The sequence below is a fragment of the Caulobacter sp. Root1455 genome, from assembly GCF_001426905.1.
In the GTDB taxonomy this organism is placed as follows: Bacteria; Pseudomonadota; Alphaproteobacteria; order Caulobacterales; family Caulobacteraceae; genus Caulobacter.
Genome location: NZ_LMFQ01000022.1, coordinates 257,812 through 271,678, shown reverse-complemented (window position 1 = coordinate 271,678; position 13,867 = coordinate 257,812). Strand labels below are relative to the sequence as shown.

At 68.3% G+C, this 13,867-nt stretch carries 11 protein-coding genes and 2 pseudogenes; 6 read left to right on the top strand and 7 right to left on the bottom strand.

Going from position 1 to position 13,867, the window contains the following annotated elements:
- Nucleotides 1-214 precede the first annotated feature (214 nt).
- Nucleotides 215-328: pseudogene (locus ASD21_RS24820) on the top strand (hypothetical protein); the annotation flags it as partial.
- A gap of 670 nt (nucleotides 329-998) precedes the next feature.
- On the opposite strand, the gene ASD21_RS15775 reads toward ASD21_RS24820, so the two are convergent.
- Nucleotides 999-1,256 (bottom strand): type II toxin-antitoxin system RelB/DinJ family antitoxin, encoded by a 258-nt coding sequence (locus ASD21_RS15775; protein WP_056443161.1) that lies wholly within the window; start codon nucleotides 1,254-1,256, stop codon nucleotides 999-1,001.
- Nucleotides 1,257-1,671: 415 nt separating this feature from the next.
- Here ASD21_RS15775 and ASD21_RS15770 point away from each other — a divergent pair, with 415 nt between their 5' ends.
- Together ASD21_RS15770 and ASD21_RS15765 are read left to right on the top strand one after the other, a co-directional pair.
- Entirely contained in the window at nucleotides 1,672-2,319 is a 648-nt protein-coding gene (locus ASD21_RS15770; RefSeq protein ID WP_200941446.1) for a hypothetical protein, read from the top strand.
- A complete protein-coding gene (locus ASD21_RS15765) occupies nucleotides 2,319-2,597 on the top strand; it encodes a type II toxin-antitoxin system RelE/ParE family toxin (RefSeq protein WP_056443158.1) in 279 nt (92 codons plus the stop codon). The genes ASD21_RS15770 and ASD21_RS15765 overlap by 1 nt, the downstream gene beginning before the upstream one ends.
- Before the next feature lie 137 nt (nucleotides 2,598-2,734).
- Here ASD21_RS15765 and mutL read toward each other — a convergent pair whose 3' ends face one another.
- Entirely contained in the window at nucleotides 2,735-4,651 is a 1,917-nt protein-coding gene (mutL, locus tag ASD21_RS15760; protein ID WP_056443221.1) for a DNA mismatch repair endonuclease MutL, read from the bottom strand.
- Between the two features lie 293 nt (nucleotides 4,652-4,944).
- Between mutL and ASD21_RS15755 the strand changes: the two genes are divergently transcribed.
- Both ASD21_RS15755 and ASD21_RS15750 read left to right on the top strand, forming a co-directional pair.
- Complete coding sequence (locus ASD21_RS15755) at nucleotides 4,945-5,916, top strand: TraB/GumN family protein (RefSeq protein ID WP_082554803.1); 972 nt, start codon at nucleotides 4,945-4,947, stop codon at nucleotides 5,914-5,916.
- A gap of 189 nt (nucleotides 5,917-6,105) precedes the next feature.
- Nucleotides 6,106-7,053, top strand: a complete 948-nt coding sequence (locus tag ASD21_RS15750; protein ID WP_056443154.1) for a TraB/GumN family protein — start codon at nucleotides 6,106-6,108, stop codon at nucleotides 7,051-7,053.
- Between the two features lie 202 nt (nucleotides 7,054-7,255).
- On the opposite strand, the gene ASD21_RS15745 is transcribed toward ASD21_RS15750, so the two are convergent.
- The 3 genes from ASD21_RS15745 to ileS form a co-directional block, all read right to left on the bottom strand.
- A complete protein-coding gene (locus tag ASD21_RS15745) occupies nucleotides 7,256-7,822 on the bottom strand; it encodes a DUF3035 domain-containing protein (RefSeq protein WP_056443152.1) in 567 nt (188 codons plus the stop codon).
- 294 nt (nucleotides 7,823-8,116) lie between these two features.
- Nucleotides 8,117-8,626 carry a signal peptidase II gene (gene lspA / locus ASD21_RS15740; protein WP_056443147.1) on the bottom strand — a complete coding sequence of 170 codons (510 nt, stop codon included), beginning with the start codon at nucleotides 8,624-8,626 and terminating at the stop codon, nucleotides 8,117-8,119.
- Between the two features lie 184 nt (nucleotides 8,627-8,810).
- Nucleotides 8,811-11,798, bottom strand: a complete 2,988-nt coding sequence (ileS, locus tag ASD21_RS15735) for an isoleucine--tRNA ligase (RefSeq protein ID WP_056443144.1) — start codon at nucleotides 11,796-11,798, stop codon at nucleotides 8,811-8,813.
- Between the two features lie 271 nt (nucleotides 11,799-12,069).
- Here ileS and ASD21_RS24815 point away from each other — a divergent pair.
- Nucleotides 12,070-12,156, top strand: a pseudogene (locus tag ASD21_RS24815) (hypothetical protein); the annotation flags it as partial.
- 5 nt (nucleotides 12,157-12,161) lie between these two features.
- On the opposite strand, the gene ASD21_RS15730 reads toward ASD21_RS24815, so the two are convergent.
- Together ASD21_RS15730 and ASD21_RS15725 are read right to left on the bottom strand one after the other, a co-directional pair.
- Nucleotides 12,162-12,395: a hypothetical protein gene (locus ASD21_RS15730; RefSeq protein ID WP_235523896.1), complete on the bottom strand. Its 234-nt coding sequence runs from the start codon at nucleotides 12,393-12,395 to the stop codon at nucleotides 12,162-12,164.
- 151 nt (nucleotides 12,396-12,546) lie between these two features.
- Nucleotides 12,547-13,641, bottom strand: a complete 1,095-nt coding sequence (locus ASD21_RS15725; protein ID WP_056443139.1) for a S1C family serine protease — start codon at nucleotides 13,639-13,641, stop codon at nucleotides 12,547-12,549.
- Nucleotides 13,642-13,867 lie beyond the last annotated feature (226 nt).

Below are 13,867 nucleotides of genomic sequence, written 5' to 3'. Positions count from 1 at the left end.
CGCTGAGCCCTGTTAGGGCCTCGCCGCCTTGAAGCCTCCGACGGGCGGGCCAGGTCAACGACACCCGGTCCCGGACCGCGARCGYGTCACCGYCCGCCTGCTGCTAGGTCAGCCCTCACGMCACGCCGTTTTAGTGTTCCATGCCCGGCCGGCCCTGGAGACGTGAGGTTTGACGAGGTCCCTACGCACGCGGATCCCGCCGCCGACAGAGCTTCCCGCTCGGTCGCCCCCCGCCGCCGCATCGGTCGCTGGCCATGCGCCCTTTCCCTGCGACGAGGTGGGACAAGGATACGGGCGGTTTGGAGGGTGAGGACCAAATCGGGTCGAGNTCGCCCCCCGCCGCCGCATCGGTCGCTGGCCATGCGCCCTTTCCCTGCGACGAGGTGGGACAAGGATACGGGCGGTTTGGAGGGTGAGGACCAAATCGGGTCGAGAAAGTTCAGGACGTTGAAATCGTGGGGGTTTGTCGGCTATCCGCCGAGTGTAAACGCCAAAACCCTCTGGGAGAGGGTTCAAGACCGCGCCCCGCTCTCCGCCACCGTCATCCTCGGACTTGTTCCGAGGACCCCGCGTTCAGCCGCGCTGTCGGCTCCATGGCGGGCCGGCCCGCCACCCCACGGCCTTCGCGGCGGAGGCAGGGGTCCTCGGAACAAGTCCGAGGATGACGGACGTGAGGGGTGTTGAAAGACCGCCCGCGGCGGCGAGGCCGCGCCTTGAAACCTTGGCTGCCAGCATGCTCTGGGGACTGACCGAGTCAAGGACGGCGCGCCGCGCCGCCGCGACGCGGCTGGCCGGAGGCCAGTCCTTGACTCGGTCAGTCCCCAGAGCTCCGATCCACCAAGGCTTTAAGGCGTGGCCGCATCTGGGGCGGCGAAATAGGGCAGTTGGGACCTGACCTTCCGAAGTCAGTGATGTGTGGATGGCGGTCTTCGACGCAGCGCTTGAAGGGCAACTTTCGCCGCTACGCTGGAGTAGACCGCGCCGGGCAGCCTGCCCCGCTAGTCGTTCAAATTGGCCAGCAGCGCGCCGAAACTATCGACTTTCGTAACTTCGCCACGCTCCGCAGCATCAAGGGCGGCCCGGGTAGTCGCGTTCGGGATCCGCACGTCGAAGGGCAATGCTTTCTCGGTGGCCACCCGTACGAGCAACATGCGGATAGCGTCCGAGACGGTCAGTCCCATGTCGGCAAGGGCGACAGTAGCGGCCCGCTTAAGGTCAGAATCGATCCGCGCTCGCACCATTTCCAACGAAGCCATATCTATTCCTTTGTGAGCTCTTCTGAGAGCCTGTAACTACGATGTAGCTACAAAACTTTAAGGGTCAAATTTTTTGGCCCTACCCTTCCAGACCATCCGGCAGCACCGGCAGCACGACCAGCATGTGTCAGCACATCGAGCACATGGTCAGCACAGCTAGAAATCCTATAATGCCAATAAAATCAATGTGTTACATAATCTATGTGCAGCATATATTGCAAAACCATAATTGAGATGAAATATACTAGGAAAACTCAGTACCTCGAATATGCATAACCCTGCAACTCATGTTGCATCAGTAAGTGCATAAGTCATTGTTTTTATTCGCTTTTTATAATATCATGTTTTCGAGTTCAAACGACCCTTCTCGCATCGTGCGGGGTTGAGATCGCGCTCTTTGCTGAGGAAAACGCCGATGGTTTCGGTTCGAGAAGGTGGGGTGATTGCGAAGAAGCAACTGGCGCTGCGTGACCACCTGTGGCCGGGAATGGCTCCTTATCTGTGGGATCGAAAGGCCCATAAGGGTTTTACGACCATCCCTAAGACCATGCCGCTAATCATGCGGATTATGGACGAGATGACAAAGGGCGCCCCCGTGTCGTCCACCTACATGACCCTCTGGTGTTCGACCTGGGATAACGGGTTTGTCCAGGTGATCAAGCCCAGCGAAATGGCCTTTGCGTCGGGTTTTGGCGGCCAGCGCGGGGAACATACCTGGGCGGCCCGCATGAAGAAACTCGAAGAGTTGCAGTTCATCAGCCTCAAGGCGGGTAAGGCAGGGCCGATGACGCATGCCTTGATCTACAATCCGCATCTCGCCCTGCACTGGCATCATGAGCAGAAGACGCCCGGACTCGTGGACGCGAGCTATAACGCGCTGATCGGACTGGCTTTGGAAGTGGGGGCGATGGACATGTTCCCCACGCCGACGCCTTCTCCTGCTCCGGCTTCCTCCCTGGTCCCGCCGCCGCCGCCTCCGATGACCGCCGCCGAAGTTTTCGGAATGCCGCCCACGGTTCCTCCGACTCCGGATCCCGCGCCGACTGACGAAGGGGCCGCGTGATGTTGGATCTTGCCTATACCCGTAGGTTCAAGCGTGACTACAAGCGAGAGAAGAAAGGCCATCACTCTGAAGACCTCGACGAGCTTCTGAAGGCGGTCACGGAACTGCTGTGCGGAGGTACGAAGCTGCCGGCGGCGAACAATGACCACGCGCTCAAGGGCAAGTGGACGGGATCGCGGGACTGTCACCTCAAGCCCGACTTGGTGCTGATTTACCGACAGACGGAAACGGCGATTGAGCTTGTCCGCGTGGGCTCACATAGCGAGGTGTTCGGCTAGCCGCTGAGAGAGGCGCACAAGCTCTGTTGGCAATTGAGTCAAGAGAAGCTCAACGCCCTAGTGAGGGTCGGCTATGCTCGGTGCCGGATCAGACTTTGCGAATGTCTGACCAGGGCGAAAGCAGACACTAACCGCCTCTACCTCCTCCCAAACAGCCGCTCAATATCCGCCAGCTTCAGCTCCACATAAGTCGGCCGCCCGTGGTTGCACTGGCCCGAGTGGGGCGTCGCCTCCATCTCCCGCAGCAGGGCGTTCATCTCCGCCCCGTTCAGCCGCCGTCCCGCCCGCACGCTGCCGTGGCAGGCCATGGTGGAGCAGACCTCCTCCAGGCGCTCTTTCAGGGCCAGGGCCTGGCCGTTCTCGGCCAGGTCGTCGGCGATGTCGCGGACCAGGCCGGCGGCGTCGGTCTTGCCCAGCAGGGCCGGGGTCTCGCGCACCAGCACCGCGCCGGGGCCGAAGCTCTCGATCACCAGGCCCAGGGCCGCCAGCTCGTCGGCGCGGGCGACGACGCGCTCGGCCTCGGCGGGGTCCAGCTCGACCACCTCGGGCAGCAGCAAGGCCTGGCGGGCGACGCCGCCGGCCGCCATCTCGCCCTTCATCCGCTCATAGACCAGGCGCTCGTGGGCGGCGTGCTGGTCGACGATGACCACGCCGTCGCGGGTCTGGGCGACGATATAGGTCTCGTGCACCTGGGCCCGGGCCGCGCCCAGCGGGAAGTCGACGGGATCGAAGACGGGGGCGGGGCCTTCGCTCATGCCCCCTGGATAGGCGATGGAAGGCGGGGCGTCATAGTCGCCATAGGCCGCCTCGCGCACCGCCTCGGCGACCCCAAAACCGCCCGGCTCGACCCGGGCCGAGACGTCCGACATCCCCGGCAGCACCTGCGGCGCGGGCCGCGTCCAGCCGCCCGACCGCCAGGCCGAGAAGCCGGCGGGCGAAGGGCCGGGCTGGTAGCTGGAGTAACCGCCGGGCCCGGCCATGGTCTGCGCTCGGATGGCGTCCAGCGCCGACGCCGCCGTGGTGGTCGAGGCGCGGTGGCCGGCTCCGGCCAGGGCGTGGCGCAGGGCCCCGACGATCAGGCCGCGCACCAGGGCCGGGTCGCGGAACCGCACCTCGGCCTTGGCCGGGTGGACGTTGACGTCGACCTCGCTGGTGTCGAGGCTGATGTAGAGGGCGGCCGTCGGGTGGCGGTCTCTCGCCAGGAAGTCGGCGTAGGCGGCGCGCAGGGCGCCCTGCAGCAGCCGGTCGCGCACGGGACGGCCGTTGACGAACAGGTACTGGTGGGCGGCGTTGCCGCGGTTGTAGGTGGGCAGGCCCGCGAAGCCGGTCAGGCGCACGCCGTCGCGGGTCTGGTCGATCTCGATGGCGTTGTCCTGGAAGTCGCGGCCCAGCACGGCCGACAGGCGGGCCAGGCGGCCCTGCGGTCCCGGATGCTCGGGCGGCAGGCGGATGACGCGGCGGCCGTCGATGTCCAGCGAGAAGCCGACGCTCTCGTTGGCCATGGCCTGGCGCTTGATCTCCTCGGTGATCGCCAGGGCCTCGGCGCGTTCCGACTTCATGAACTTCAGGCGCGCGGGGGTGGCGTAGAACAGGTCGCGCACCTCGATCCGCGCCCCGTGGTCGCCGGCGAAGGCGGCGGGGGCGACGTCGCCGACGGCCCCGCCCTCGACCAGGATCGACCAGGCGTCGGATTGGCCCTTGGCGCGCGACGAGATCGACAGCCGGGCCACCGAGCCGATCGACGGCAGGGCCTCGCCCCGGAAGCCCATGGTGTGGATGGCCAGCAGGTCCCACAGGCCCTCGGCGTCGGGGGCCAACTTGGAGGTGGCGTGGCGCTCGATGGCCACCGGCAGCTCCTCGGCGCTGAGGCCGCAGCCGTCGTCGGCCACCAGGATGCGGGTCAGGCCGCCGCCGTGGGCCTCGACCTCGATCCGCGTGGCGCCGGCGTCGATGGCGTTGTCGACCAGCTCCTTGATGGCGCTGGCCGGCCGCTCGACCACCTCGCCGGCGGCGATGCGGTTGACGGTCTCGGGCGGCAGGCGGCGGATCGGCATGGTGGGCGGGCTTTCGGCGCGGACCCCGGAAAAGGCCCGCATTGCGGCATGGTAATTTGACCGGCCCGGCCTGGGCCCGTCCAAGTGCGGAAGACCGATCATCCTAGATCGATTCCGCTCGGTCTGGAGGATCACAGATAGTGACGCGCATCGGTTTCGCAGGAGCTTTCGGCAAGAAGGCCCGCATCCTTTCCCCTGTCATCCCGGACGAAGCGCGCGGCGCTAGGATCCGGGACCGACGCCTGAGCGCCGCGCTTCCGGCGGTCCCGGCTCTTCGCTGCGCCGCGGCCGGGATGACAGCGCTGGGGTTGCTGTTTTGCGGCCCCGCCGCCTTCGCCCAGCAGGCCGTCGACGCCTCCGGCCCGATCGACCTGCGGGTGGTCGACCCCGAGGCCAACCTCGTCGAGGCGCTGGTGGTCAACGCCCGGCTGCCCGGCCCGGCCTGGTGGAAGGTCAGCGACGCCGACACCACGGTCTATGTGCTGGGCGTGCCGGCCATGACGCCGTCGAAGCTGGAGGTCGACGAGTCGGTGTTCAAGCGGCGGGTGGACGGGGCCAACGTGCTGATCATGGGCCAGGAGGCCGACATCAGCGTGGTGCGGATCGTCGGCCTGGCCCTGGGCGGCAAGCGCTTCTTCATCACCGACAAGCCGATGCGCCAGACCCTGCCGCCCGAGCTGCGGGCTCGGTTGGAGGCGCGGCTGGCGATCATGAAGGAAAAGCCCGACGCCATGGATGACGTGAAGCCCGCCTTCGCCGGCTTCCTGGTGGCCAATGCGGGGGAGGGCGGCGACGTGTCGATCCACCTGGGCGGGGTCACCGACCGGATCCGCGAGATCGCCAAGGGCAAGGACCTCGAAAAGCGCCCACGCATCCAGAGCCTGCCCGGCTACAGCCTGGTCGACGCCGTGAAATCCCTGGGCGCGGCGCCGCAGCCGCTGCAGGAGCTGTGCCTGGACGCCGGCCTGCGCCAGGCCGAGAACGGCGAGGGCGGGGTCGCGATCACGGCCGAGCGCTGGGCGCGCGGCGAGGTGCGCGCGGTGGTCTCGGCCGATCGCGGCTTCTCGCGCTGCCTGGCCTCGACCCCGGCCATCGCCCGGACGCTGCGGTCCGGCCAGACCGACGCGGTCAAGGCGGTTACGGCGGCGTTGAACACCCCCGGCAAGGCGGTGGCGGTGATCGAGCTGCGTTCGCTGCTGGCCGAGGGCGGGGTGCTGGAGCAGCTGCGGGCCAAGGGCTTCACGGTGACGACGCCGGGGGAGTGACAGTTGTCCTTCCCTCCCCCTTGCGGGGAGGGGGGCCCGCGTAGCGGGTCGGGTGGGGGATCGGTGCAGGGCGCCGTTGCGGCGGTGAAGCCCCACCCACCAGCTTCGCTGGTCCCCCCTCCCCATAAAGGGGAGGGACAGCGGCGGAGGCGAAGTGCGAGAGTTCGATCTCGAGGTTCGGAGGCCCGCATGCGGCGACTAGCGATTCTGGCGATGGCCGCTGGGCTTCTCACCACCACCCCCGCCCGCGCCCAGAACCCGCCCGCCCTCGACGATCCCGAGGCCAATGTCGTGGAGGCCCTGGTGGTCGCCGCCAAGCTGCCCGGCCCGGCCTGGTGGCGGATCTCGGACGGCGACACCACGATCTACATGCTGGGCGTGCTGCAGGCCCTGCCGCGCGGCCAGGCCTGGGACACGAGCGTGCTGGACCATCGGCTGGAGGGGGCCTTCGCGGTGATCCTGCCGCCGGAGGGCAAGGCCGGGCTCGGCGACCTGCCGGCCGCCCTGGCCCTGCGCGGCAGGCTGAAGTCGGCCGCCCCGCTGGACGCCTCGGTCGGTGAGCTGGCGCCCAAGCTGGCGCGGGCCCGCGTCGTCCTGGGCAAGGGCGCCGACGCCTACAACGGCTGGAGCCCGCTGGGGGCGGGGATCATGATGGCCGGCGACTATCGCAAGACGGTGCGGCTGGAGCCGGCCGAGCCGGAGCGCGCGATCGCCCGCCTGGCCCGCAAGCATCGGGTCAAGACGCGGCCGGCCGCGACCTACAACGTCATGCCGCTGGTCAAGACGGCGGTGCGCGAGCACTCGCGCGAGGCCGGGCTGATCTGCCTGGAGGGCGTGCTCGACGAGGTCAACGCCGGACCCGAGGCCGCCCGCGCCGCCGCCCGGGCCTGGGCGCGGGGCGACGTGCGCGGCGCGATCGCCGGTCCCCGCAACTTCCAGCGCTGCCTGCTGGCCCTGCCGGGCATGGCCGATCTGGAGCGCAAGGGCACGCACGACGAGGTCGAGGCCCTGAGCGCGGCGATGAACACCCCGGGACACGCGGTGGCGGTGTTCGGCATCCGAAGCCTGGTGGCGCGGGGCGGGGTGCTGGACCAGATGCGCAGCCGAGGGTTCGAGGTGTCGACGCCGGGGGAATAGTGGCTCACCCACTTGCCCCCACCTGACCGCTGCGCGGTCTGTCCGCCCCCATAGGGGGCGGAGGACGAAAGCGCGGCGTCCTCTTCCCCCTGTGGGGGAAGACGACCGCGAAGCGGTCCGTAGGGGGCAAGTGTTCGCCGCAAAAAGGCCCGGAAGCTGTCGCCTCCGGGCCTCTGCAAATCTCAGCGGATCAAGTCCGGCCCTACAGGCCCGGAAGCTTGATCTTGCTTTCCTTTTCGCGGGCGATGACGATCGTGCCGTTGCCGGTCAGGCTCTTGAGGCGGGCCTCCTCGGTGGCGGCGTCGATCGGGGCGGCCTGGGTGGCGCCGGTCTCGGCCGCGGTCGGGGCGGCGGTCTTGTCGCCCTTCTTCCAGAACATGACCTTCTGCGAGAAGCTCTCGTCCTTGTGCGCCAGGTCGCCGTTCTCGTCGTCGACGACGAAGCGGATCAGCGGGTCGGCCTTTTCGACGCCGGCCTTGGAGACCAGCAGCTTTTCGCCGTCCGAGCGGCTGGCGGCGTTGCTCTGGCCGACCAGGGCCATGCGCGCGGCGCTCTCGGGCTGCAGTTCCTGCGGGCGCGGCTCGCCGGGGGCCGGCGGGCGCAGGCTGTAGTCGGGCGGCACCACCAGCGGGGCCTTGGTGACGACGCGGAATTCGTCCGGAACGACCTTGCTCATGCCCAGAGCCTTGGACGTGGACTGGCAACCGGCGAGGCCCATGGCGGCCACGGAGGCCAGAACGCCCAGGGTCGCGACCCGATAGAAACTCATGAAACCTGCTCCAGCGGCCCCCCGGGCCGACATTTTCGGACGCTCTCGATACGACATCCGAGGCCGGGCGCCAATCTTCCTTGAGATCGTGGCTTCGTTAGGGCGCATCTGTCGCGTCGAAGCAGATCAGTCTTCAAGCTCGGCGCGTGGCTCTCGTCCTTCGACAAGCTCAGGATGAGGACCATTTTTTGGCGCTGAGCATCAGGAAAACCTCATCCTGAGCATCGGAAAAACCTCATCCTGAGTTTGTCGAAGGACGAGGTTTTCGCCCCCGCCGTTGAACGTCGATACGCCCTACAGCCCGTGACCGTCGGGATTGGCCAGCTTTTTTTCCTCGGCCAGGAAGCTGTCCAGCAGCAGCAGGCAGACCCCGACGGTGATGGCCGAGTCGGCGACGTTGAACACCCAGGGGAAATGCATCCGCGAGACGTCGATGAAGTCGACGACATAGCCGTAGCGGATGCGGTCGATCAGGTTGTTGCCGAACGCCCCGCCGATGATCAGGCCGATCCCCCCCGCCATCAGCGGCTTGACCGCCTTGCGCGCCCAGACCGCCAGGCCCACCACCACGACGGCCGAGAAGATCGTCAGCAGCCAGCGGCTGAGCTCCGAGCCGCGGAACAGGCCAAAGCTCATGCCGAAATTGTGGACCAGGGTCAGGTAGAACGGGCCGGCCACCGGCTGGCTGGCGCCGGGCACGGTTCCCAGCGTGGCCAGGATCCAGGCCTTGCTGATCTGGTCCAGCACGACCGTGACGATCGCGATGGCGTAGGCGGTCCAGCCGAGGCGTGTGATCTTGAGCATTCTTCGTCCGCTTTTCCTTTGATCCTCTCCCAGAGGGAGAGGAAGGGGCCCGCCGCGCAGCGGTGGGAAGGTGAGGGGTTACACCGTTTGCCGGCGTGCCGGCACGCCGTCGGGCGTCTTACCCCCTCACCCTCCCACGCCTGGCGGCGCGGTTCCCTCCCTCTCCCTCTGGGAGAGGGTGATCTTAAACCGCGTGCCGCGCATCCCACCACGCCACAGCTTCGGCGTCACGTAGGCTGAGCTCCGGATAGCGCGGATCGGTTCCCACCTCCGGCAGGATGCGCCACGAGCGGGCGCACTTCTTGCCTTCGGCCAGCTTGACCTCGACGGCCACGCCCTTGACCTCGTCCAGGGCGAAGGCCCCGGCCGACGTCCCGGCCACCAGGGTCGCGGCGCTGGTGCGGAACACCTCGGCGGCGTCCAGGCCGTCGAAGGCGGCCAGCAGGTCGGGCTGGGCGATGTGCACCACCGGCGCGGCCTCCAGGGCCGAACCGATCCGCTTGTCGCGGCGCTCGACCTCCAGGGCCGAGGTGACCACCGAGGTCACGGTCTCGACCTTGGCCCAGCGGGCGGCCTCGGCGTCGTTGCGCCAGGCGGCCGGGGTCTCGGGCATCACCCGCAGCACGTTCGAACCGGCGTCGGGGAAGCGCGTCGTCCAGGCCTCTTCCATGGTGAAGCTGGTCAGGGGCGACAGCCACACGGTCAGGCGCTCGAACACGTAATCCAGCACCGTGCGATAGGCCCGGCGGCGCAACGCGGTCGGCGCGTCGCAATAGAGGCTGTCCTTGCGGATGTCGAAGAACAGGCTGGACAGGTCGCCCTGGCAGAAGTCGATCAGCGGCCGGATCACGTCGCTGAAGCGGTAGGCCTCGTAGGACGCCTTCACGTGGGCGTCGAGCTCCCACAGGCGGTGCAGGATGTACTTCTCCAGCGGCGGGAAGTCGGCGTAGTCGGTGACCCGCTCGGCCTCGTCGAAGCCGGCCAGGGCGCCCAGCAGGTAGCGGGTGGTGTTGCGCAGCTTGCGATAGGCGTCGGTGGTGGTGGCCAGGATCGTCTTGCCGATCCGCTGGTCCTCCGAATAGTCGACCATCGCCGCCCACAGCCGCAGGATCTCGGCGCCGCTTTCCTTGGTGATGGTCTGGGGCTCGACGGTGTTGCCCTTGGACTTGGACATCTTCTCGCCGTTCTCGTCCTGGGTGAACCCGTGGGTCAGAACGCCCTTGTACGGCGCGCGGCCGCGCGTGCCGCAGCTCTCCAGAAGCGACGACTGGAACCAGCCGCGGTGCTGGTCCGAGCCTTCCAGATAGAGGTCGGCCGGCGAGCGGCTGTCGTTGCGGCCTTCCAGCGTGAAGGCGTGGGTCGAGCCGCTGTCGAACCAGACGTCGAGGATGTCGACGACCTTTTCGTACTGGGCCGGGTCGCGGTCGCCCAGGAAGTGGCTGTCGGGCAGCTCGAACCAGGCGTCGCTGCCGCCGTCCTGGATGGCGTCGAGGATGCGGCGGTTGACCGCCTCGTCCATCAGCGGGACGCCGGTGTCCTTGTCGACGAACATGGCCAGGGGCGTGCCCCAGGCGCGCTGGCGGCTGATCAGCCAGTCGGGCCGGGTCTCGACCATCGAGCCGATGCGGTTGCGGCCGGCGTCGGGGTGGAAGGCGGTGTCGGCGATGGCCTGGACGGCCGTCTCGCGCAGGGTCTTGCCGCCCAGGGTCGGCACCGGCTGGTCCATGCGGATGAACCACTGCGGGGTGTTGCGGAAGATCACCGGGGCCTTGGAGCGCCAGCTGTGCGGATAGCTGTGCTCGACGCGGCCGCGGGCCAGCAGGTTCCCGGCCTCGATCAGCTTGTCCATCACGGCCGGGTTGGCCGGACCGAACTTGCCGGCCTTCTTGCCCTCGGTCTCGATGACCTTCAGGCCGCCGAACAGCGGCACGTGCGGGAAATAGGCGCCGTCGGGATCGACGGTGTCGGGGATCGAGTCCAGGGCGTAGCCGCTCTTCAGCCAGACCAGATAGTCGTCGGCGCCGTGGCCCGGGGCGGTGTGGACGAAGCCTGTGCCGGCGTCGTCGGTCACGTGCTCGCCGGCCAGCAGCGGCACGTCGAAGCCGTAGCCCGTTGCGGGATCGGGCGCGAACTGGGCCAGCGGGTGGGCGCAGATCAGGCCCGTCGGGTCGACCGGCTCGGCGCGGCGCCATTGGGCGACCTTGGCGGCCTTGCGCACGTCCTCGGCCAGCTTGTCGGCGACGATCAGGCGGTCGCCGACCTTGGACCACGGGGCGAACTCCAGGTTCTCCTCCAGGGCCTCGACCTCGTAGAGACCATACTCGACCTTGGGCCCGAACGAGATCGCCCGGTTGGCCGGGATGGTCCACGGGGTGGTGGTCCAGATCACGACCGAGGCGTCGTTGGGCGGCAGGCGGAAGACGTTGTCGCCGGCGTCGTTGCCCGACAGGGCGTAGCGGTCCTCGTCATAGGCCTTGACCGGGAACTTCACCCACACGGTCGGGCTCGTGTGATCGTGATACTCGATCTCGGCGTCGGCCAGGGCCGTGCGCTCGACCGGGCTCCACATCACGGGCTTGGAGCCGCGATAGAGCTGGCCGCTGGTGGCGAACTTGTGGAACTCGGCGACGATGGTCGCCTCGCTGCCGTAGTCCATGGTGGCGTAGCGGTTCCACCAGTCGCCCAGCACGCCCAGACGCTGGAACTCGACCTTCTGGGCCTCGATCCAGCCGGCGGCGTATTCGCGGCAGCGCTTGCGGAACTCGGCGGCCGGCACCTCGTCCTTGCGGCGGCCCTTGGCGCGGAACTCTTCCTCGATCTTCCACTCGATCGGCAGGCCGTGGCAGTCCCAGCCGGGCACGTAGTCGACGTCGTAGCCCAGGGCGAAGCGCGAGCGGACCACGAAGTCCTTCAGCGTCTTGTTCAGGGCGTGGCCGATGTGGATCGCGCCGTTGGCGTAGGGCGGGCCGTCGTGCAGCACGAACAGCGGGGCGCCGGCGGCCTGCCGCGCGGCGCGCACCGCGCCGTACAGGCCCTTGTCGGACAGCGCCGCCCAGCCTTCCAGGATCTCGGGCTCCTTCTTGGGCAGGCCGCCGCGCATCGGGAACGGGGTGTCGGGAAGGAAGACGGTTTCGCGGTAGTCGCGGGCGGTCGTCGTGGCGTCGTCGGCCATGGGAGAGCTATCCAGCTTGGAATGTTCGGAAGGAAGGTGCGGGGTGGTCATTCCCGGCGTGATGGGCCGGCGCGCGCTGGAGCGCTCGTCCGGCGGCGTCACGCCGGGCGGTTAATTCGCGGGGTTTTCCGAACGAAAGGCATGGGGCGGGGGATAGCAGAGGCGGAGGGGAGGGGCAAACGGGGATGCTTCTCCTCACCCGCAAAGCGGGGGAGGTGGCGCGGCGCCATCGGCGCCGTGACGGAGGGGGCGTCGAGCCGCCTCTAGTCGGCTGGGTTTTGTTGAACCTGTGGAGCGCCCCCTCCGTCACGATGCGTATCCGCATCGCGCCACCTCCCCCGTTTCACGGGTGAGGAGAGGGCCCTACCGCCGCGCCAGGCCGTCCAGCATCCACAACGCCGCCAGGGTGCCGAACAGGACGGCCAGGGCCGAGAGCAGGAACATCCGCAGGCCCTGGGCCAGGGCGACGCTGAGGGTGGTCAGGGCGGCCAGGGCCCAGGCGGAGGCCAGGATCTTGCCTTCCAGCGAGGTCAGGATCGGTTTGGGGGGCAGGAGGAGCCGCGCCGCGCGCCAAGTCTTCCGCCACAAGCGTCTCACCCGAACCTCAGACCCCACGTGAATTTCCTCCACTGACGCCAAAAGTGTAGGGGTGGCCGTGGGTTGCGTCTATGGTGAAAAATCAACGTTATCCGTATTTTCTCAAGATTCGGACACGGCTTTGCTTAAGCCTGTCGGGTATCCGACGATCTTAACCGCGCTTGCGCGCCCGGGGGGTAATCATCACCGTCATCAGCTTGCCCTGGCGGATCAGGACGAACGGGGCGGGCTTGTCGATGCTGTGGTGGTCCAGGGCGCGCAGCAGGTCGTCCAGGCCGGTCAGCGGCGCGCCGCCGGCGCTGATCAGCAGGTCGCCCTCGCGCACCCCGGCCTTGGCGGCGGGACCGCCGGCGTCGACCTGGGCCACGAACACCGCATAGCCCTGGGTCACGCCCGTCGCCCGGGCCAGGCCCGGCGGGATCGGGGCCTGCTGGGCGACCAGGCCGATCGAGCCGCGCCGCACGTGGCCGTGGTCGATCAGCTCGGCGATCACGAAGCTGGCGGTGTTGGAGGCCACGGCGAAGCACAGGCCCGGATAGCCGGCGATCACGGCGGTGGCGATGCCCACCACCTCGCCGGACGAGCTGACCAGCGGGCCGCCGCTGTTGCCGGGATTGAGGGCGGCGTCGGTCTGGATCAGGTCCTCGATCAGCCGGCCGCGCTCGCCGCGCAGGGACCGGCCCATCGCCGAGACCACGCCGGTGGTCACCGTCGCCTCGAAGCCCAGCGGGGCGCCGATGGCGATCACCAGCTGGCCGCGCCGCAAAGCCTTGGAGTTGCCCAGCTTGGCGACCGGCAGGTCCAGACGCTGGTCCAGCTGCAGCAGGGCCAGGTCGGTGTCGGGATCGTCGCCGACGCAACGGGCCGTCACGCTGCGGCCCTCGGCGGTGATGACGATGAAGCGGTTGGCGCCCTGGACCACGTGGCTGTTGGTCAGGATCAGGCCGTTCGGCGCGATGGCGAAGCCCGAGCCGACGCCCTGCATGCGCGGGTCCTCCAGCATCGGATGGATGCGCACGACGCTGGGTCCGACCACCTCGACGGCGCGGACCACGGCGTTGGAATAGGCGTCCAGCAGGCCGTCGTCGGTCGGGGGGACCACGCAGAACGGCGCCGGCCCGCCGGGGTCGAGCACGAACACCGCGCCCTCGGCCTCGTGGTCGGGATAGGAGAGGATCTCATGCCGCCGCGGCCCCTTGGGCCGCCGGGCCTTGGCGAAGATCTCGTACTTGCGCGCTTTCAACATCCGGCCCCCGCCCGTGAACGGCAAAGGTTAACGGGAAGAACGGAGGTTGGCGAGTCGGCGCGTGTCGTCCTAGGGCCTATCGACATTCAGCGTTTGGACCGTTCAGCCGGTCTCCGAACCCTTCCCTTTGTCCGTCATTCCCGCCCTTGTGGCGGGAACCCCTGGTTCAGCCGACGGTGAAGCGCTTTGGCGCGCCAGCGCGCCACACACGCGCACTTGCTACGGA

Bases quoted from the DNA above. Each gene is read 5' to 3' on its own strand.
- ASD21_RS15755 (WP_082554803.1), top strand. From the start codon at position 4,945: ATGACAGCGCTGGGGTTGCTGTTTTGCGGCCCCGCCGCCTTCGCCCAG.
- ASD21_RS15770 (WP_200941446.1), top strand. From the start codon at position 1,672: ATGGTTTCGGTTCGAGAAGGTGGGGTGATTGCGAAGAAGCAACTGGCG.
- ASD21_RS15765 (WP_056443158.1), top strand. From the start codon at position 2,319: ATGTTGGATCTTGCCTATACCCGTAGGTTCAAGCGTGACTACAAGCGA.
- ASD21_RS15725 (WP_056443139.1), bottom strand. From the start codon at position 13,641: ATGTTGAAAGCGCGCAAGTACGAGATCTTCGCCAAGGCCCGGCGGCCC.
- ileS (WP_056443144.1), bottom strand. From the start codon at position 11,798: ATGGCCGACGACGCCACGACGACCGCCCGCGACTACCGCGAAACCGTC.
- ASD21_RS15745 (WP_056443152.1), bottom strand. From the start codon at position 7,822: ATGAGTTTCTATCGGGTCGCGACCCTGGGCGTTCTGGCCTCCGTGGCC.
- ASD21_RS15775 (WP_056443161.1), bottom strand. From the start codon at position 1,256: ATGGCTTCGTTGGAAATGGTGCGAGCGCGGATCGATTCTGACCTTAAG.
- ASD21_RS15750 (WP_056443154.1), top strand. From the start codon at position 6,106: ATGCGGCGACTAGCGATTCTGGCGATGGCCGCTGGGCTTCTCACCACC.
- mutL (WP_056443221.1), bottom strand. From the start codon at position 4,651: ATGCCGATCCGCCGCCTGCCGCCCGAGACCGTCAACCGCATCGCCGCC.
- lspA (WP_056443147.1), bottom strand. From the start codon at position 8,626: ATGCTCAAGATCACACGCCTCGGCTGGACCGCCTACGCCATCGCGATC.